This is a genomic window from Pseudomonas bubulae, from assembly GCF_037023725.1.
Taxonomy (GTDB): Bacteria; Pseudomonadota; Gammaproteobacteria; order Pseudomonadales; family Pseudomonadaceae; genus Aquipseudomonas; species Aquipseudomonas bubulae.
The window spans coordinates 1,675,691-1,694,056 of sequence record NZ_CP146077.1 but is presented as its reverse complement, the minus strand read 5'-3'; the positions used below and the strand labels follow the sequence as shown (position 1 = coordinate 1,694,056).

At 56.0% G+C, this 18,366-nt stretch carries 15 protein-coding genes; 3 read left to right on the top strand and 12 right to left on the bottom strand.

Going from position 1 to position 18,366, the window contains the following annotated elements; all coding sequences use genetic code 11:
- The first annotated feature begins 119 nt into the window (after window positions 1-119).
- The 3 genes from V6L81_RS07860 (at window position 120) to V6L81_RS07850 (ending at window position 4,343) form a co-directional block, all read left to right on the top strand.
- Complete coding sequence (locus V6L81_RS07860; protein ID WP_095038583.1) at window positions 120-1,418, top strand: carbohydrate porin; 1,299 nt, start codon at window positions 120-122, stop codon at window positions 1,416-1,418.
- Between the two features lie 80 nt (window positions 1,419-1,498).
- Window positions 1,499-2,959 carry an amidase gene (locus tag V6L81_RS07855; protein WP_138738124.1) on the top strand — a complete coding sequence of 487 codons (1,461 nt, stop codon included), beginning with the start codon at window positions 1,499-1,501 and terminating at the stop codon, window positions 2,957-2,959.
- 40 nt (window positions 2,960-2,999) lie between these two features.
- Window positions 3,000-4,343 (top strand): MFS transporter, encoded by a 1,344-nt coding sequence (locus V6L81_RS07850; protein WP_338660590.1) that lies wholly within the window; start codon window positions 3,000-3,002, stop codon window positions 4,341-4,343.
- A 129-nt stretch (window positions 4,344-4,472) separates the two neighbouring features.
- Here V6L81_RS07850 and V6L81_RS07845 read toward each other — a convergent pair whose 3' ends face one another.
- The 12 genes from V6L81_RS07845 to hmpA form a co-directional block, all read right to left on the bottom strand.
- Complete coding sequence (locus V6L81_RS07845; RefSeq protein ID WP_338660681.1) at window positions 4,473-5,678, bottom strand: HlyD family efflux transporter periplasmic adaptor subunit; 1,206 nt, start codon at window positions 5,676-5,678, stop codon at window positions 4,473-4,475.
- A gap of 46 nt (window positions 5,679-5,724) precedes the next feature.
- On the bottom strand, window positions 5,725-7,143 hold the full coding sequence (locus V6L81_RS07840; RefSeq protein WP_095025470.1) for a TolC family protein: 1,419 nt from the start codon (window positions 7,141-7,143) through the stop codon (window positions 5,725-5,727).
- 37 nt (window positions 7,144-7,180) lie between these two features.
- Window positions 7,181-8,374 (bottom strand): ABC transporter permease, encoded by a 1,194-nt coding sequence (locus tag V6L81_RS07835; RefSeq protein WP_095018367.1) that lies wholly within the window; start codon window positions 8,372-8,374, stop codon window positions 7,181-7,183.
- A gap of 5 nt (window positions 8,375-8,379) precedes the next feature.
- Window positions 8,380-9,072: an ABC transporter ATP-binding protein gene (locus V6L81_RS07830; RefSeq protein ID WP_095018307.1), complete on the bottom strand. Its 693-nt coding sequence runs from the start codon at window positions 9,070-9,072 to the stop codon at window positions 8,380-8,382.
- Between the two features lie 696 nt (window positions 9,073-9,768).
- Window positions 9,769-10,506 (bottom strand): hypothetical protein, encoded by a 738-nt coding sequence (locus V6L81_RS07825; RefSeq protein WP_296303189.1) that lies wholly within the window; start codon window positions 10,504-10,506, stop codon window positions 9,769-9,771.
- 249 nt (window positions 10,507-10,755) lie between these two features.
- Complete coding sequence (gene cyoE / locus V6L81_RS07820; RefSeq protein WP_095001514.1) at window positions 10,756-11,643, bottom strand: heme o synthase; 888 nt, start codon at window positions 11,641-11,643, stop codon at window positions 10,756-10,758.
- A gap of 11 nt (window positions 11,644-11,654) precedes the next feature.
- The gene (cyoD, locus tag V6L81_RS07815; protein WP_016779556.1) at window positions 11,655-11,981 is read right to left on the bottom strand and encodes a cytochrome o ubiquinol oxidase subunit IV; all 327 of its coding nucleotides are present in this window, start codon (window positions 11,979-11,981) and stop codon (window positions 11,655-11,657) included.
- Window positions 11,981-12,604, bottom strand: coding sequence for a cytochrome o ubiquinol oxidase subunit III (locus V6L81_RS07810; protein WP_095001515.1), 624 nt, complete (start codon window positions 12,602-12,604; stop codon window positions 11,981-11,983). Before V6L81_RS07810 ends, cyoD begins: the two co-directional genes overlap by 1 nt.
- A 3-nt stretch (window positions 12,605-12,607) precedes the next feature.
- Window positions 12,608-14,632 (bottom strand): cytochrome o ubiquinol oxidase subunit I, encoded by a 2,025-nt coding sequence (gene cyoB, locus V6L81_RS07805; RefSeq protein WP_095001516.1) that lies wholly within the window; start codon window positions 14,630-14,632, stop codon window positions 12,608-12,610.
- A 3-nt stretch (window positions 14,633-14,635) separates the two neighbouring features.
- Window positions 14,636-15,574: a ubiquinol oxidase subunit II gene (gene cyoA / locus V6L81_RS07800; RefSeq protein WP_095001517.1), complete on the bottom strand. Its 939-nt coding sequence runs from the start codon at window positions 15,572-15,574 to the stop codon at window positions 14,636-14,638.
- A gap of 811 nt (window positions 15,575-16,385) precedes the next feature.
- Window positions 16,386-16,895 (bottom strand): disulfide bond formation protein B, encoded by a 510-nt coding sequence (locus V6L81_RS07795; RefSeq protein WP_095001518.1) that lies wholly within the window; start codon window positions 16,893-16,895, stop codon window positions 16,386-16,388.
- Between the two features lie 168 nt (window positions 16,896-17,063).
- A complete protein-coding gene (hmpA, locus tag V6L81_RS07790; RefSeq protein ID WP_095018305.1) occupies window positions 17,064-18,236 on the bottom strand; it encodes an NO-inducible flavohemoprotein in 1,173 nt (390 codons plus the stop codon).
- Between the last annotated feature and the right edge of the window lie 130 nt (window positions 18,237-18,366).

Below are 18,366 nucleotides of genomic sequence, written 5' to 3'. Positions count from 1 at the left end.
CCTATCGATAGTCCCCGCTGGCCCCATTCGCTGGTCACGGATATGCAGTACTACTGCTGACCACCAAAGCACTTGGCGTCGTCCTGAAAACAAAACGTTAAGGATGGGAAACTCTCACTATGTTTTACGCAAAGTATCCGTTAGCCGTCAGCCTTGCCGCCTTCGCTTTTACCCAGCATGCGCTGGCAGCCGACACGTCGGCTGCCCCCGAATGTGCCCAGTATGAAAAGCTGCTGACCCGCGCCGAACTGGCCTTCAAGAACGTGCCCATTTGCGCGCGGATCAAGCCGGACCTGTGGGGGCTGCGCAAGGAGCTGGCCGAGCATGGCATCGGTTTTACCGCCACCTCGTATAACGGTTACACCTATGACGTATTGGGCAACAACGCGAAAAAGCAGGTGTATAACGGCCAGAACCCCAGCTACAACACGTCGCTCAACCTGTACCTGACCTACGATCTGACCCGCGTTGGTTTTGCCAATGACGCGCAGCTGACACTGGCCGGCAACTGGGTGGACTCGACCTATACCCCGGCCAACCCGCGGGTCAAAACCGTCTCGGTATTTGCCATCAACCAGTCCTTTTTCAATCACCAGCTGGAACTGGAATACGGCTTCATACCCGGCGTGCGCCTGTTCTATGGCATGGCGCTGGGGGGCAGTGCCTCGACCGCCGCCCTGGGCCCAAGCAGCGTGGTGCCATTTCAGGTCGGCATGTCGGCTACCGAGCCGACCCCAACCGTCAACGTGATCGTGCGTGACCCGTCGCTGCGCTTCTACAACAGCACCGCGCTGACCCGCAGCGTCAGCCCCGAAGGCATCCAGAAGGATGTCGACCTCAACCCCAGCGGATTGCGCCTCAAGGTGCCGGATGCCCGCGCCATGCTGATCAATGAGTTCGGCTACAAGCAGGCGCCGTCGGCCAGTTCCAACGCCATGTGGCTGCGCGCAGGGGCCATGTACAACACCAGCCATTACACCGAGTTCACCACCGGTGAAAAGTCGGACAACAACTACGGCGTATACCTGGCCGAGACGGTGCAGGTGACCAAGCCCTACGGCGATGCCCGCGGCTGGTATCTGGACAGCAAACTTGATTACTCGCCTGACTCGGTCAACGCCATCAACAAGGCATTCCAGGTCAGTGCCTTCAATGTCGGCCCGTTCGCCAGCCGCCCTGCCGACATGGCCGCCGTGGGCCTGACCAAGAGCTACTACAGCAAGGATCTGCGCGACGTGACCAGGAGCTATGGCATGGAAGCGGCGCCCTACACCCTGGCGGTAACCGCTTCCTATGCGGCCCGCCTGATCCCCGGCGTGTATTTGATCAGCGGTCTGACCTACACCAAGAACCCGGTATTCACGCCGATCCATTCCGATGCCCTGTTGCTCCAGGAATCGCTGAACTTCCTGTTTTAAAGCGCCAGCCCCCAGCCGTATATACCCGTCACCTGGTCCTTTGCAGCGCAGGCCCAGGTGCTAATGCGAGGTCGTAGAACATGAGCGATGAACGTTATCAACTGTCCACCGGCGACTATCTGGCGCTGGACGCCACAGCCATGGCCGCTGCGGTCAAAACCGGCGAACTGACCCCCCGGATGCTGCTCAGCGCCGCCCAGGCGCGCTGCGATGCGGTAAACCCGCTGGTCAATGCGGTCAACATGCGCCACGACGAGCATGCCAACAGCGTGCTCAGGGCCCGTCACCACGCCGGCAGCGAGCTGCTGGGAGCATTGGCCGGGGTGCCGATGCTGCTCAAGGACTTGAACACTTACCTGACTGGCACCCTGACTACCAACGGCTCAAGAATGCTGGCCGACACGCCGCCGGCAACGCGCAACAGCACCATCGTGCAGCGCTACGAGGCCGCCGGGATGCTGATCTTCGGCAAGACCACCAGCCCCGAGTACGGCCTGACCACCACCACCGAATCCTCACTGTGGGGCCAGACACGCAACCCTTGGAGTCTGGCTCACAGCGCAGGCGGCTCATCCGGCGGTGCGGCGGCAGCCGTGGCCGCAGGCATCGTGCCCGTGGCCCACGCCACCGACGGCGGCGGCTCGATTCGCATCCCGGCGTCGTATTGCGGCCTGTTTGGCCTCAAGCCCACGCGCTATCGCACCCCTCAGGGCCCGGACACCTTCGAAGGCTGGTTCGGTGCCAGTTGCGGTCATGTGGTATCACGCAGCGTGCGCGACTCGGCACTGTTGCTGGACGTCAGTCACGGTCATGAAAAAGGCAGTCCCTACTGGCTCGCGCCACAGGCCATAAGCTACAGCGAGGCAGTGCGACGCAGCCCCGGTTCGTTGCGCATCGGCGTGGTCGATCAGGCCATGACCGGCCTGGAACTGGACGCCGATATCCGCAGCGTTTTGAACACTACTGTTGATCTGCTGTTGGGCCTCGGACATCGGGTAGACCCCGTGACCCTGCCCGTCGACCCGCAGCAGGTATACGGCGCTCACGGCGCCGTGGGTGCAGCCGCACTGCTGGCCGCCGTGCGTGACCGCGAAACCGTCCTCGGCCGCCCGTTGCACGCTGACGAGCTGGAGCCCGTCAGCCGTTATCTGGTCAACAATGCCACTTCGGCCACCGCCGAAAACCTGTACCGTGCCCGACGCAGTTTCGAATTGATCGGCAGTCGCATGGAACACCTGTTCGACGACTATGACCTGCTGCTCAGTCCGGTCACCTCGCAGATCACTCCCGAACTGAAAGTGGCCAGTCTGGATCAGGATTACCCGCACTACATCCAGGGCATCATCGGCAGCATCGGCTACAGCGTACTGGCCAATGTCAGTGGCCAGCCGTCCATGTCGGTGCCGCTGGGCACCAGCAGCAGCGGCTTGCCCATCGGCATGATGTTCAGTGCAGGCTGGTGCCGCGAAGACCTGTTGTTCCAATTGGCCGGGCAACTCGAACAGGCAAGCCCCTGGGCTGATCGACGCGCACCGCTGTAAGCCACTCAACCGATGAACACTGCTCGATGGGATTGAAATGATGAATAACCAAATCTCCGGATTTCGCCGTCATTACACCTTGTTTGTGTTGTTCCTGATTTCGGCGGTCAGCCTGATCGACCGTCAGGTCACGGGCGTTGTGATTGAACCGATCAAGGCCGAATTTCACGTTTCCGATACCCAGATCGGCCTGCTTACAGGTCTGGCCTTTGCTCTGGTCTACTGCCTGTTTGCGATCCCGTTGGGGCGCTTTGCCGACCGTGGCCATCGGCGCAACCTGATCGGCTGGTGCTGTGCGTTCTGGAGCGTGATGGCCATGCTTTGCGGCTTTGCCAGTAACTTCTGGACCCTGGCCCTGGCACGCATAGGCGTGGCAGTGGGCGAGTCGGGCAGCGGCGCAGCATCGATGTCGATGATCGCCGACCTCTACCCGCCCCATCAGCGCTCCAAGGCCATCAGCGTATTTATGCTCGGAGCGCCCATCGGCGCCTTGCTGGGCATGAGCCTGGGCGCCTATATCGCGTACTACCACGGCTGGCGCGAAGCCTTTATCTGGATGGCGCTGCCTGGTATCGCTGCCGCTGTATTGCTGCGGTTTACGGCTGCCGAACCATTGCGCGGCTTATGGGAGAAAGCCCGTGAGTCGCGCCCAGCCGTGCCCCATGAAAGCGTGATGCAAGTGATGCGCGTGGCCTGGGCGTCGAAAACCTTTGTACGTATTGCCCTGGCCGGGGCGCTGCTGGCGTTTGCCAGTTATGCGTTCAGTATCTGGAGCACTGCATTTCTGGTACGCAGCCACGGGCTGACGCTCAAGGACGCAGGCATCATCATGGGCCTGGCGGCCGGGCCGGGGGCCATTATCGGCTCTCTGTCCAGCGGCTGGTTGAGCGCCTGCCTGGCCCAACGCGACAGCCGCTGGCAATTGGGCGTGCCGATCGTCGGGGCACTGCTGGCCTTGCCGATGTCGATTGCCTTCGCGCTGTACCCGGCCGGTCATCCCTGGACGCTGGGTGCGCTGCAAGTGCCCCAGGCAACGGTGTTCATGTTTGGCATGTCGGTGTTCGGCATGTGGTGGATGGCACCGAGCTACACCGCCATTGCCCAACTGGTGGCGCCTGAGCGCCGCGCAACCATGATCGCCCTCTACAACTTCGGGATCATGGCCATCGGTGCAGGTTTCGGCCCATTGGCCGTGGGTGTGCTGAGTGATCACCTGACCCCGCTAATGGGCATCAATGCCCTGCGCTGGTCGCTGGTCATCTGTTCCGGGGGGTATCTGCTGGCGAGCGGGTTATTGATCAGCGTATTGCGGCCGTACGGGATCGCAGCCGGTCTTGCCAATGTACTGCCGGTGTTGCCGACGAACAAGCTGCAGACTGCGTAATTCTGTTGGTGGGGGCAGACTTGCTTGCGATGCCGGCGACTCGACTCATCTGGTCGACTGCGGCGGGGCCATCGCGGGCAAGCCCGGTTACCACAGATATTTAGCGCTCAAAAAGCCTGATGTAAATAGTTACCGAGGGTCTGCTTTCACACGAACAAATCCAGGGTCCAGACCGAATACCTCAACCCCTTCGACAGTCGATTGGCCGATCGTAACCTCACGCCGCACCACGGGTGCGTCTAGACGCTCGCGATACTGTATGACGTAGGCGTCCCCTTCCTTCTCAACTGCACCGTGAGGAATGACCAAGCTGTTTTCATTGCTATAGGTCACGATCGTCATGTGCGCACTCATACCTAGCCTCACCTTTTTCAGGTCACCATCCTCGGGATCATTGACGGTGATCGTGATCGGGAATCTTGCTGAGCTGCTGCTATCATCCGGCACAGCCAACTGGCTGATGGCGCTTACATAACCGTTTAAATTCGGCACCGAAAAACCCTCCCCATGGATCGCTACTGGCTGATTCAGGGAGAACTTGTTGACGTCTGACTCCAACACCTGGGTGACGACCTTAAGCCCAGATATGTTGGCCAACTTGAGTATTTGTTGGCCTTGGGCCAAAGACGCTCCTTTGTGAAGAGACCCCGGCTCGCCCCCTGACGATTGGGGTGCGCCAATGGATAGCACTACTCCCGGAAACGGGGCATGGATCGTCTTTTGCTCCAGCATCGTGTTTAGCCGCTCATGAGCAATGGATGCATTCTGGTATTCCATATCAGCTATGACTTTGCCCTCGCCCTTGCCAACAGCCAGCATGTCTTTGAGCTGTGCTTTGGCTGAGGTCACCTCAAGCAATTGTTGGTCACGTTGTTGCTTCAAGGTATCTCGCTCGTTGCGAGATACAATGCCGCTCTGATAAAGCGTCTTGACCTGGGCAAGCTCAAGGTCAAGCCTCTGCATGGCCACCTCGGCCAGTCTTAGCGCCTGCCTGGCTTGCCTCACTCCCGAGCCCGTATCCCAAACGCGAAACGCTGCAGCAGTCTGCTGCGCTTTCAACTTGCTGGCCAAAGCGTCCCTTACTTTGACTTCCTGCAACCTGGTATCGAGGGTCAACAGAGCCTGCCCCTCTTCAACATACATACCTGGACTCAAATTGTTGTCCAAGGCAAAACCTTCAAAAGGCGCCGTGAGAATGGCTGTCTCAACCGGCTCAACTTTACCCACCAGCCCGATTTCATGCTCCAGGTTCCGACTGTTAACCGCTACCCAGGAGTCAGTGCCGTGCGGGGCTTCGGGTACGATAAATACCAGTATCAAGCTCAATACCAGCACTCCCGCTGCGAGAAATTTCCAACGCCTCTTCGAAGCCTGGATTCTGTCAAAAACTCTCAAGTGAGATCTCCCAACTCTCCAACATTACGCCCAACAGCACATCCAACTGGGACCTGGCATCCAGATATGAAATTTTTGCGCTCAAGTTCGCTTCCTCAGCGGCCCGCAGGTCTGACTCAAAACTGATGATCTGAAAGTTGCTGGATCGGCCTGCGTTCAATTTGTCGTTCTCTATCGCCAGCTTGCGCCTGGACAGGTCCATCACCCGCTGGGAAATTTCAAGCTGACGCCACTGGGTATTCAGGCTACGTACTGCGTCAGTAGTCTGGCGCTGCAAATCAACCCGAGCCTCCTCCAGCAGCAATTGCTGTTGTTCCAACGCTGTCTGGGCATGGACCTTGCCCTGGCGAGTACTGAGATCATTGATGGGAATTTCCAGTTTGAGCCCCGCGTAAGTGTCCCAGGCCCTGGCAGAACCGTTGAGGCTGTGTTGATCGCGCTGCTGAGAGGCACCCGCCACCAAAGAAAAATCCCAACGGACCTTGTCTTTGGCAAGCAGCAGGTTGATCGAGGCCTGTTCGCTCTGCACAATCGTGCTCAAGTACTGGGGTTGCTTGGCCTGTGCCACTTTAAATGCCGTCGCCTGATCCAGTTCAAGCCGGGTCACTCGCAAGCTGTCACTGGCGCGCACGGGCGTTGATAGGTCAAGCGCCAAAAGCTTGAGCAGCAACAAGCGGCTCGCCTCCAACTGATTCTTTGCATCTTCCACCGCCAGCTCCTGACTCGCGATATCCGCCTCGATCTGCACAACATCAAACTCGGCTACTCGTCCTGCTGTGATCAGTTGCTTGTTGACCTTGAGCAAAGCGACTGCCCGCTCCAGCGCCTGCGTGGCGATCGTCACCTGATTCTGGGTTTTAAGCAGTACGCGATAAGCCGCAATGATTTCGTAAATGGTTTGGGACACACTGGCTTTCAAATTAAGCTGGTTGACTTGCTCAGCCAATTTCGCCAAGCGCAAGGGCGCAGTTGTGACGTTTTTACCCGCCCCCCGAAGCAAGGGTTGAGTCAAGGTCAACGCGAGGCCATTACTGCTCAAATCACCCGAGTTTCTCGTGGCATTGAACTCCTGGTTCCAGCTCAATTCCACGTTGCTCCCATACTCACCCAGCAGGCTCACCGAAGGCCCAATACCTGTTGCACGACTGCTGTCCACGCTCCCTTTGGAAAGTTTGTGAGTGCCAATGAGCTTGAGCTTGGGGTTAAACATGTCATCAGCGACAAACAAGTCGAACTTCTCTCGCACGCGCTGAAGTTTAAGGCTGCGTATGTTGTAGTTGCGGCGCAAGCCCAGAGACACTGCTTCGACCAACGACAAATCAATCGAGTGCTGACTCATCAAGGCTGTGGGGGGAGCATTAGGGGCCGGCACGTCTGTTTGCGCAGATGCCACCAAGGATTGCATCGCCACACCGCACACCACGGCCAGAATCAGTCCTGTTTTAATAATCACGCAGGGCCTCCACCGGAGTCAGGCGAGAAGCCGTAATGGCAGGTTTCAAACCAAAGAACACGCCGACCAAAACCGTGCTTGTGACGCCCAAGGGGATGGCGCTGAATGCCATGGCGAACGCCCAACCCGATACTTGGGCATAAATGTAAGCCAGTGCCATGCCCAGCCCAGCGCCCAACACAGCCCCTAAAACGCTAAGCGCAGCGGCTTCGATCAGAAACAAATTGCGAATGTCCTGACGGCGGGCACCCATTGCCATACGTAAACCTATTTCACTACGGCGCTCAGAAACGTTCATATACATAACGTTCATCACCGCCACTCCGCCGCCTACCAGCGTGATGACCCCCAAGGCCATCAAGAGGTAATGGAAAGTGCGATTCTGGCTATTCATCCCCTCGATCATTTGCACAGGTGTAACCACCTCAATGTCTCGGGACTTGAAAGTACGGGTCAGCATTTCACCGAAGGTCGAGGCTACGTTTTCACTTTTTTTGTGAAGGGGGATACGCGCAACCAAATCATCTATTCTGGCCTCGCTTGCCACACGATTCATGGCCTGCAACGGTACAAAAACTGAAAGATCGGCGGAGACCGGACTGATCAGTGAGTGCGTTCGAGATTGCAATACACCGATAACCCTAAACAGGTAGTTATTGATTTTGAGCCAGTCACCGGTCTTGATCAGAGTTCCATCGCTGCTCAGTGAGGTTGCGATATCGTGACCAAGCACAACCACATTTTCGTCCTGATCAAAGGGATGCAAAAACCGCCCATACGCTAACGACAGTTTCATCACGTCTAACAGGGAAGGCTCGGTTCCTACCAGGCGGATATTGATAGTCCGGTGGTTAAATCCGGCCTGGGCAGGCACTATCGCTGCAGGAGCGATCAACAGACCTTCCAGGACCAACTTCCTGAATGTTGCAGCCTCGATAGAGAGAGGTGACGCTTGCCGCCCTTGCTTGACAGAGAAACTCACCGCAAATGTATCGACGCCCATGTTGTGGAAGACACTTGCGACCTCCTGCCGTGCGTTATGCCCGATATTGATGACTGCGATAATCGAGGCGCTACCTATCACGATGCCTAACAAGGCGAGAATCGAGCGCTTGCCCAGCGTGCGAAAACTGTCTGCTGCATCTGCGCCCACTTGCAGCAGTGATGGAGGCAGGAAAGTCATCAGGGCTAGCACTTGCCCGCCTCCTCAACCCGCCCGTTACATACACGGACTTGCCTGCGCATAAGGCCTGCAACCAGTGGGTCGTGGGTAACAATCAATAATGTGACGCCTTGTTCTTTCTGGATCGACAGCAACAGCTCGAGAATTTCACTGGCCGTCTGGCCATCCAGGCTGCCGGTCGGCTCGTCAGCCAGTATCAGGGATGGCTGCCCCACCAGAGCCCGGGCAATAGCGACGCGTTGCTTTTGCCCTCCCGACAGATCGGCAGGCTTGTAGCCTGCGCGATGAGCCATCCCGACCCGTTGCAACATCAGCATCGCCCGTTCCAGAGATTGCCCGCGGTCAACCCCGTGATAGCGAAGCGGCAAGGCTACATTTTCGACAACATTTAAACGGGGGATCAAATTGAAATTCTGAAAGACAAATCCGATGTTCTTCTTTCTCAGGGCTGCCAACTCGTCACTCTGTTTTTTTGTGACAGGGCGTCCCATAAACAGGTACTCACCCGCGTCGGCAAAGTCCAGCAGGCCGATTATATTCAACAATGTACTTTTACCGGATCCGGACGGACCAATAATGGCGCAGGAGTCTGCGACCGCGATATGAAAATCAACGTGGCTTATGACCGGGCTCCCTCCCCCTTGGCACGCATAACTCTTGCTGACCCCCTTCATTGAAATGCATGCCGGGCTGCTCATGACAACACCGCCCCCCCCTGCCCGTCAGACCTGTATTCGACCCATGCACAAACATAAATAGCTGGGACTGACAAACGACCAGAAGAACAAAGAACAGTTGGCTGCTCACATAAAAATGAAGGCATAGAAAATCTCTGAATTTTAAAACTTTGAGCCCACTACAATTAAAACCGCCTAACCAGCAAACACATTTAATCACTGGCCGACACTAGAAAATGTAGGGGCTCGCCTCACAATATGTAGGTAAAGACCACGCGACCAGCTCAATAAAATACGCCCCCAGAACATATAGAACTTGTACCCGCTTATGCTAACTTTAAGCGAGCCGGTTCAGAGTGACCAGAAACAGCTCGGCTGCCAGCTTTCGAGCCATCGCATCTATATACTCACAAGGGTCGTACCGCATTATCAGAGCTCAGTGTTCAGGCGCCGAAAAGCATGACGTTTTTTCCCTGACAATCGAGCGAAAGCCCATATCAGGGCGGACTGTCTTCCTGACTCAACCCGAACAACAGCCAGAACTAAAACTGAGTTCCAATCGCCGCAACAGTCGAACAAACAAATCAAAGAATAAAAAGGCCGACCTAGTATTTCATTATTTTTTTAAATACTGCAGCCCCACGCAGTGCAACCACGCTCAAAACACCACCCTGGCATCTCTATGTACGCCTCCGCGGATTTTATACGCTGGTAACCTTAGAATTTCTTACGCAGAACGCAGGAAAATTTTTGCACTTTACCATTCGCTGATAAGTTGACACTAAACTCAGGTGCTGGTGCATAGGTACGCAGTACAATATTGGCTGGGGTCCAGCTATCACTCATCTTAAAAATCTTCGCCCCAGTAAGCTGCTCGCCGGTAATAAAAAATGATGCGGAGACGCTCCCATAAAAACGTGAACGGTCCACAGGGGTGATTTTGTATTTTGTAACCTGCACAACGGTATGCTTCCCGCTAACAAGCGGAGTAATAGAGCTTACGCCTTCAATTTGCGCAGTCACACCCGACGCACTGCAACTCAATGCCAATGCGCTCTGTACCGCTGGCCCTACAGGCACCTGCGATGCTTTTCTGGCTGCATGGCTTTGTTTTGCACTCTTTAGCGTTTCGGCTCTGCGTGCTGCTAATTTTGCGGCCTTATCTGCTGCTTTTTGTACTTTATCTGCGGCCAGTTGCTTTCGGATTTGTTCGCCGATGGCATCATTTTTTGCATGTACGGCGGCCGCTTTTTTTCGTGCCTCTTCATTTCTGAGTTGGGCTTGTTTTTGAAGACGCGCTCGCTCCTCAGCTTTTTTAATGTATTCCTGGGTTAACAGTTTCTGAAGCTGTTCCTGGGACATTTTATTCCCGGCTTGAACAGAAGATACGGCCCCCACAGACGCACACCCGAGAGCAAGTACTGCAATAGTTTTTTTAAAACTAGCTGAAAGCATTATAGGCACCTGATCATTTAGTTTTTGAACAAATTTACAAACTCAATTTAGCCGTTGTATTTGAGCATCAGAAAAAAACAAATAATGTAGGCCTAGACTTTGCAATCAGTAGGAAAACAGCAAAAAAACAAACCAACCACCAAACATTTCCGGTGTGTAGCCCCCCCCTGAGCCAATTTGCACACGTGAATTTCCGCATAAAAAAACCCCGCTCTTCTTTCGAAGGCGGGGTTTTTCACTCTGGACAGATCAGTGCGCGTAAGTCAGTAACAACTCGGCAGGCGCTTTGAAATCCAGGGACATCATGACGCTCAGCGCGGTGATGGTGAAGATCGAGAACACGAACAGCTTGCGTGCCCAGACCTTGTCGTCGACGGCCTTGTAGCCCGTCCACGCCATGTACAGCCAGTACATGCCCATCGCAGCAGCCACGGCCATGTAGCTCATGCCGGCGTAACCGCCGAGGGTGAGCATCAGGGTCGCGATCAGAAACGCGAGGATGTAGAGCAGGATGTGCTTCTTGGCAACCTTGATCCCGCGCTTCACTGGCAACACCGGAATCGATGCAGCCAGGTAATCGTTGAAGCGGAAGATCGCGATGGCGTAGGAATGCGGCATCTGCCACAGGCTGAACATCACCAGCAAGGTCATTGCAGCCATGTCGAAGCTGTTGCTCACAGCTACATAGCCGATGACCGGAGGCATTGCACCCGACAGACTGCCGATAAGCGTGCCGTGAACCGACTTGCGCTTGAAGTACAGGCTGTACAGACCGACGTAGATCACGAAACCGATCGCGGCGAACAGAGCCGCCAGCGGGTTGGCTACGCGATACAACAGGTACAGGCCGGCGCCCCCCAGCAGGGTGGCGTAAACCAGCGCCACCTTGAGGGAGATCAGGCCTTGAACCAGTACGCGGTTCTTGGTGCGGTCCATCTTGATGTCAATGTCGCGGTCGATGCAGTTGTTGAACACACAACCGGACGCTACCACCAGGGAGGTGCCGATTACCGCAGCCAGGAACAGGGCAAGATCGAAATGCCCCTTCGAGGCCAGGAAGAACCCGCCTGCCACAGAAAGCACGTTACCGAAAATGATCCCCGGTTTGGTGATTTGGATAAAGTGCTTGAAGGACATCGGGTCTTACCTCACTTCGCCATCATTTCAGTGTGGATGCTGAACATGATCCACAGGGACAAGCCCACCAGCAGCACAATTACCAGCGCAGCAAATACCAGCGCGGTGACGTTGTTGCGTTGTGCAGGCGAACGGTCCAGGTGCAGGAAGTACACCAGGTGAACAACCACTTGCACCACGGCGAACAACAGTACGATCGCCAGGGTGGTGAATTTGGGCAGCGATGGGTACATCACCAGCCCGAACGGAATAACGGTCAGGATCACCGACAGGATGAAGCCGATCGCGTAGGACTTCACGCTGCCGTGGTTGGCGCCGTCGGAATGTGCGTTAGCCATTACAAAGTCCCCATCAGGTAAACAACGGTGAATACGCAGATCCACACCACGTCCAGGAAGTGCCAGAACAGGCTCAGGCAGCTCAGGCGGGTCTTGTTGGTCGAGGTCAGGCCGTTTTTCTGCACCTGGTACATCATGATCGCCATCCAGATCAGACCGCTGGTCACGTGCAGACCGTGGGTACCGACCAGGGTGAAGAAGCCAGACAGGAAGCCCGAACGGCTAGGGCCGTAGCCCTCGGAGATCAACAGGTGGAACTCGTTGATTTCCATGGCGATGAAGCCTGCACCGAGCAGGAAGGTCATGGCCAGCCAGAACAGCACCTGCTGTTTCTTGCCCTTGAACAACGCCAGCATGGCGAAGCCGTAGGTGATCGAACTGAACAGCAGCAGGGCAGTTTCACCCAGTACGTACGGCAGTTCGAAGATGTCGTGGCCCGACGGGCCACCTGCAACGTTGTTTACCAATACCGCGTATACCGCGAAGATCGATGCAAACAAGATGCAGTCGGTCATCAGGTAGAGCCAGAAACCAAAAATGGTTGTCTCGCCCGCGTCGTGGTGTTCCTCATGCTCATGGTCGTGACCATGAGCGTGTCCAGCAGTGGTCGCTAAGTTCGACATGGTTTAAGCCTGTTCCAACTTGGTTTCAACACGAGTAGCCGGAATTGCTTTGGCGGCTACCAGACGCTTGTGCTGCTCGGCCTCGATACGCTCGATGGTCTCGACCGGCACCATGTAGCCTTGGTCGTCACGGGCGGCGTGAGCAACGAAGACAACAACCGTACCTACCAGACCCACGATGGCCAGCCACCAGATGTGCCAGATCATCGCGAAACCGAAGACGGTCAGCAAAGCACCCATGTACACACCGGTAGCGGTGTTGTTAGGCATGTGGATAGGCGAGTACTTGGCCGGAACCTGGTACGCAGTGCCGTTTTCCTTGGCTTCGGTGAACGGGTCGATACCGTCGACTTTTGGCAGTACAGCAAAGTTGTAGAACGGTGGTGGCGACGAAGTCGACCATTCCAGCGTGTGAGCATTCCATGGATCGCCGAATTCGCAGGCGTTCTCTGGCTTGTTGCGGTCACGGACGCTGACATACAGCTGGATCAGCTGGCTGGCGATACCCATGGCAATCAGTACTGCGCCGAACAGGGCTACGTACAGGTAAGGCACCCACTCAGGGTTGGTGCTGGCGTTCAGACGACGGGTCATGCCCATGAAGCCCAGTGCATAGAGCGGCATAAAGGCGATGAAGAAGCCGACGATCCAGAACCAGAACGCGCGCTTGCCCCAGGTTTCGTTCAACTTGAAGCCGAACGCTTTCGGGAAGTAGAAGCTGAAGCCTGCGATGTAACCGAATACTGCGCCGCCGATGATCACGTTATGGAAGTGAGCAATAACGAACAGGCTGTTGTGCAGTACGAAGTCAGCACCCGGGATGGCCAGCAGTACGCCAGTCATGCCGCCGATGGCGAAGGTCACCATAAAGCCCAGGGTCCACAGAACCTGGCTGGTGAAGCGCAGACGGCCCTGGTAGATGGTGAACAGCCAGTTGAATAGCTTCACCCCCGTCGGGATCGAAATCAGCATCGTCGCCAGACCGAAGAAGGCGTTGACGCTGGCACCCGAACCCATGGTGAAGAAGTGGTGCAGCCAAACCATGAAGCCCAGCACCGAGATCGCGCCGGAGGCGTAGACCATCGAGTGGTGACCGAACAGACGCTTGCCGGTGAACGTGGAGATAACTTCGGAGAAGATACCGAACGCCGGCAGAATGAGGATGTACACCTCAGGGTGACCCCACGCCCAGAACAGGTTGACGTACATCATTGGATTGCCACCAAGTTCATTGGTGAAAATGTGGAAATCCATGTAACGGTCAAGTGTCAGCAGTGCCAGGGTAGCGGTCAGGATCGGGAACGAAGCCACGATCAGGACGTTTGCCCAGGTGCAGGTCCAGGTGAAGATCGGCATGTCCATCAGTTTCATGCCTGGAGCACGCATCTTCAGTACGGTCGCCAGGAAGTTAACCCCGGTTAACGTCGTACCTAACCCCGATAGCTGTAGAGCCCAGATGTAGTAATCCATCCCCACGCCCGGACTGTACTGCAAGCCCGACAGCGGCGGATAGGCAACCCAACCGGTCTTGGCGAACTCGCCGACGCCCAGCGACAGGTTGACCAGCACAACGCCGGACACCAGCAGCCAGAAGCTCAGGGAGTTGAGGAACGGGTAGGCCACGTCACGGGCGCCGATCTGCAGCGGCACTGCAAGGTTCATCAGGCCGGTGAAGAATGGCATCGCCATGAAGATGATCATGATCACACCGTGAGCGGTGAAGATCTGGTCATAGTGTTCAGGTGGCAGGTAGCCAGGCGAACCCTCGGTGGCCATGGCCAGCTGGGTACGCATCATGATTGCGTCGGCAAAGCCGCGCAGCAGCATGACCATGGCGACGATGATGTACATCACGCCGATTTTCTTGTGGTCGACTGACGTTAGCCATTCGGTCCACAGGTAGGTCCACTTCTTGAAATACGTGATTGCTGCAAACAGTGCCAGACCACCCAGCGCGATCATGGCGATGGTCACCATCACGATCGGCTCGTGGAACGGGACCGCTTCCCAACTTAATTTACCAAACATCGTTTACTCCTCTGCCCCGGCAGCTGAATGCGAACTCATGTCCACCACATCGGTCCCGGCCACTTCTTTCTTCTCGTGCTTCACCGGCTTGCCTGGCGTCATACCTTCGTACTTGTCGACGATTTTCTGAAACAGGTTCGGTGTGTACGAGGAGAACAGTTCAACGGGGTTGTTCTGACTTGGCTTGCTCAAGGCTTCGTATTCAGCTTGGTCAAGCTGTTTAGGTGATGCTTTGACTTCACTTACCCAAGCATCGAAATCAGCCTGAGTAGTCGCGATCGCTTTGAATTTCATGCCCGTGAAACCGGCACCGCTGTAGTTGGCAGAGATGCCTTCCATTTCAGCGTTGCGGTTGGCAATCAGGTGCAGCTTGGTCGTCATCCCGGCCATGGCGTAGATCTGACCGCCCAGGCCTGGAATGAAGAACGAGTTCATGACCGTGTCAGAGGTGATACGGAAATTGACCGGGGTGTTGGCCGGGAACACGATCTTGTTGACGGTAGCGATACCCTGTTCCGGATAGATGAACATCCACTTCCAGTCCATTGCCACCACTTCGATGGTAATCGGCTTGACGTCGGACTCGAGCGGACGATAAGGGTCCAGCGCGTGGGTCGACTTGTAGGTGATCACGCCCAGGGCGATGATGATCAGAATTGGCACAGTCCAGATCACGACTTCGATCTTGGTGGAGTGCGACCATTTAGGTGTATAGGTAGCGCTGGTGTTCGACGCGCGATATTTCCACGCGAAGACGAGGGTCATAATGATGACCGGCACCACGACCAGAAGCATCAGCAGTGTTGCAGTGATGATCAGATTCCGCTCTTCGATCCCGACCTGCCCCACCGGATCGAGCAATGTCATGTTGCAACCTCCCAGCAGCAGCGTGCCGAAAAGTGGCAATAAGCCAAGGAGTCTGGGGTACCTTTTTTTAGTCATCTCACGACCTCTAAAACAGCTTGCACAATGCAGTTGGTTTTTTTCGCCAACACTTCGCCCTGCCAAGGGTTGGCTCTTTTCCGGAATTGAATGAAAGCCTGCTCTATCACCATCAGGCGAACGGGCAAAATTCCGGGTTAGCAGTGATTTCTTATTCGATACGTGGTCAATGGCCTTGTCACAGACCAATTCCATTTGGTGCGGAACTTAGAAGGGTTGCCAGTACCTGGGAGTCGCATGGGACGCCTGTATTGAACAACCCAGTCGGCCTTCAACTTCCCGCTTGGGCTCAGGGATGAGCAGGCTGGACGTTCAGTGCGGGCGATTGTAGTTAGGTAGCTCTCTATAAACCATGTCTCATCCCGAAATAATTCTTATCGGGTACGGTAACAATCCCTGCCTATTATTACGCCAAGCGTTCAAGCCCCCCCTTGAAACAGAGTTGTAGCACGTCTTTAGCCCTGCACTTTTATGCCCCTTTTTAGCGCATGAACACCCCCCCCTGACCCCGCCTGAACGCCCAAATAAAAAGGGCTACAGCCGATTTGCGTTGAGTCTCGCAACCCTGATTTCAACCCCTTTGCCAGCGTCAAAATGCCTCAGCTGGGTTACACGAAGTCATACGTTTAAAAGACCACTGGTCAGACCAAAACCAGCCCTGAGACACCCTGCGCGTGACAATATGTCGCAGTGTCGCACAGACTTTTTCGACGTGAGGATCACGCCTTCTTTACATTTGCGCAGGGACAAAAAAACGCCCCGCACTGCCGAAGGAAGCACGAGGCTGCTCAAGCAAAAATTGGTGGCTGGCTCAGCTCGATTGTTTCCGGTTGCGATAGATGCCCAGTGGCACCAGCACCGCAGTCATTACAAAGGCCACCAGTGCCCACTGTGCCAGCGACAGACCAAGCACCGGCGGGTATGGGGTGGAGCAAAACCCGTCGACCTGAAACCCCAGGGGGAACACGGCTGCCAACGGCAGACCATCGACGATTGGCTGCAACACATCAAGACCGCAGCTCACGGCCGGGTGAGCGAGGATATAGACGTGGCGCCCGGCGGCGGCAATACCACCGATGGCACTGAGCACCACCAGCACTTCAAACACGGTGAGGCTGCGCCGGCCAGGCATGGCTGCACCGATAAAGGCAAAGATCGCGATCAGCAGCAGTGCATAGCGTTGCAGGATACACAGCGGGCAAGGTGCCTCGCCGAGCACGATCTGCATGTACAGCGCGCCGCCGATCAGCGCCAGGCAGATCACCCCGAGCAGGACCAGGAAGCGTTTCTCCCGGCCCAGTTGCAACATGTCATTGGTCATCCCGCGTCCCTTTGCCTGATTATGTGTAAGCCGCACAGTTTACACCCAGACCCCGGGCCTGGATGTATCTGAACGTTGCAGGAAAAGTGGCGCAAGGGGATTAATGGGGGATTAAGGTCTTGCCTGCTTCTTGTAGCAGCCTTCGTTCCTCGGCAGCTGCCACGCGCCCTACTTCAGCTCGGCTGCCGGGCCGAAGAACTCGTAGCGGCTTTGCTGCTCCGGCACACCCAGGGCTTTGAGATGACGCTTGACCGCCCCCATAAAGCCTTTTGGCCCCAGGAAGTAGGCATCCAGGTCACGCTCTTGCGGTAACCACTGAGCCAGTACTTCTTCGGTCAAAAGCCCTACATGATCTGCAGACTCGCCCTGCTCGTCATAGCAGTAGAAACGCTTCAATTGCGGATGCTGGTCTGCCAGTTCATCGATCCATGTGCGGAAGGCATGCACATCGGCATTGCGGGCACAGTGGATAAAGTGGATCGGGCGTTTTGTCGCCAGGGCCGCTTCAAGCATCGCCAGGGTCGGTGTAATGCCCACACCGCCACTGATCAGCACCAGCGGTTTTTCGCTATTGGCCAGGGTGAAGTCGCCCGCTGGCGGGAACAGCTCCAGGGTATCGCCCACATTCAGACGGTCGTGCAGGAAGTTGGACACCACCCCACCCTTCTCGCGCTTGACGCTGATACGGTAGCGACCGACCTGAGCCAGCGCCGACAGTGAGTAGTTGCGACGCACTTCTTCGCCATCGATCATCAGTTTCAGACCGATATACTGGCCCGGGGCAAAGTCGAGGATCGGTTGCTGGTCTACCGGGCGGAAGTAAAACGAAGTGATTTCAGCACTTTCCTGGATTTTGGCAGCCAGTTTGAACTCGCGCCCGCCGCGCCAGCCGCCAGGTGCTGCAGCTTTTTCGTCGTAGATGGCAGCTTCGGCACCGATCAGGATATCGGCCAACTGGTTGTAGGCCGCTCCCCAGGCGCTGAGCACTTGCGGGGTCGCGATGTCGCTGCCCAGCACTTCTTCAATAGCCCGCAGCAGGCAGCTGCCAACAATTGGGTAGTGCTCAGGGAGGATTTGCAACGCAACATGCTTGTTGATGATCCGGGCCACCAGATCGCCCAACTGGTCCAGCTGATCGATGTGCCGTGCATACATCAGCACGCCGTTGGCCAGTGCTCGCGGCTGGTCACCACTGGCCTGGTTGGCCGGGTTGAACAGCGAACGCACTTGCGGGTATTCCGAGAGCATCATGCGATAGAAGTGGGTAATCAGCCCTTCACCGCCGCTTTCCAGCAGTGGCACGGTAGATTTAACGATGGCACGATCCTGAGCAGTAAGCATATGGGTGACTCCTGAGCACGTAGGCTTCAACAATTACCCTTTACTTATCAGTTTCCGTGCCAACAATTAAACCCTTTAAAATCAGCAAGTTAATACAAACATAGTCATTTTGACACGAGTTACTATACAG

Excerpts from the sequence above, each read along its gene's own strand:
- cyoB (WP_095001516.1), bottom strand. The coding sequence starts at position 14,632 with ATGTTTGGTAAATTAAGTTGGGAAGCGGTCCCGTTCCACGAGCCGATC.
- cyoD (WP_016779556.1), bottom strand. The coding sequence starts at position 11,981 with ATGGCTAACGCACATTCCGACGGCGCCAACCACGGCAGCGTGAAGTCC.
- V6L81_RS07795 (WP_095001518.1), bottom strand. The coding sequence starts at position 16,895 with ATGACCAATGACATGTTGCAACTGGGCCGGGAGAAACGCTTCCTGGTC.
- V6L81_RS07835 (WP_095018367.1), bottom strand. The coding sequence starts at position 8,374 with ATGACTTTCCTGCCTCCATCACTGCTGCAAGTGGGCGCAGATGCAGCA.
- V6L81_RS07825 (WP_296303189.1), bottom strand. The coding sequence starts at position 10,506 with ATGCTTTCAGCTAGTTTTAAAAAAACTATTGCAGTACTTGCTCTCGGG.
- V6L81_RS07855 (WP_138738124.1), top strand. The coding sequence starts at position 1,499 with ATGAGCGATGAACGTTATCAACTGTCCACCGGCGACTATCTGGCGCTG.
- V6L81_RS07850 (WP_338660590.1), top strand. The coding sequence starts at position 3,000 with ATGAATAACCAAATCTCCGGATTTCGCCGTCATTACACCTTGTTTGTG.
- V6L81_RS07830 (WP_095018307.1), bottom strand. The coding sequence starts at position 9,072 with ATGAGCAGCCCGGCATGCATTTCAATGAAGGGGGTCAGCAAGAGTTAT.
- V6L81_RS07840 (WP_095025470.1), bottom strand. The coding sequence starts at position 7,143 with ATGCAATCCTTGGTGGCATCTGCGCAAACAGACGTGCCGGCCCCTAAT.
- V6L81_RS07810 (WP_095001515.1), bottom strand. The coding sequence starts at position 12,604 with ATGTCGAACTTAGCGACCACTGCTGGACACGCTCATGGTCACGACCAT.
- cyoA (WP_095001517.1), bottom strand. The coding sequence starts at position 15,574 with ATGACTAAAAAAAGGTACCCCAGACTCCTTGGCTTATTGCCACTTTTC.
- hmpA (WP_095018305.1), bottom strand. The coding sequence starts at position 18,236 with ATGCTTACTGCTCAGGATCGTGCCATCGTTAAATCTACCGTGCCACTG.
- cyoE (WP_095001514.1), bottom strand. The coding sequence starts at position 11,643 with ATGTCCTTCAAGCACTTTATCCAAATCACCAAACCGGGGATCATTTTC.
- V6L81_RS07860 (WP_095038583.1), top strand. The coding sequence starts at position 120 with ATGTTTTACGCAAAGTATCCGTTAGCCGTCAGCCTTGCCGCCTTCGCT.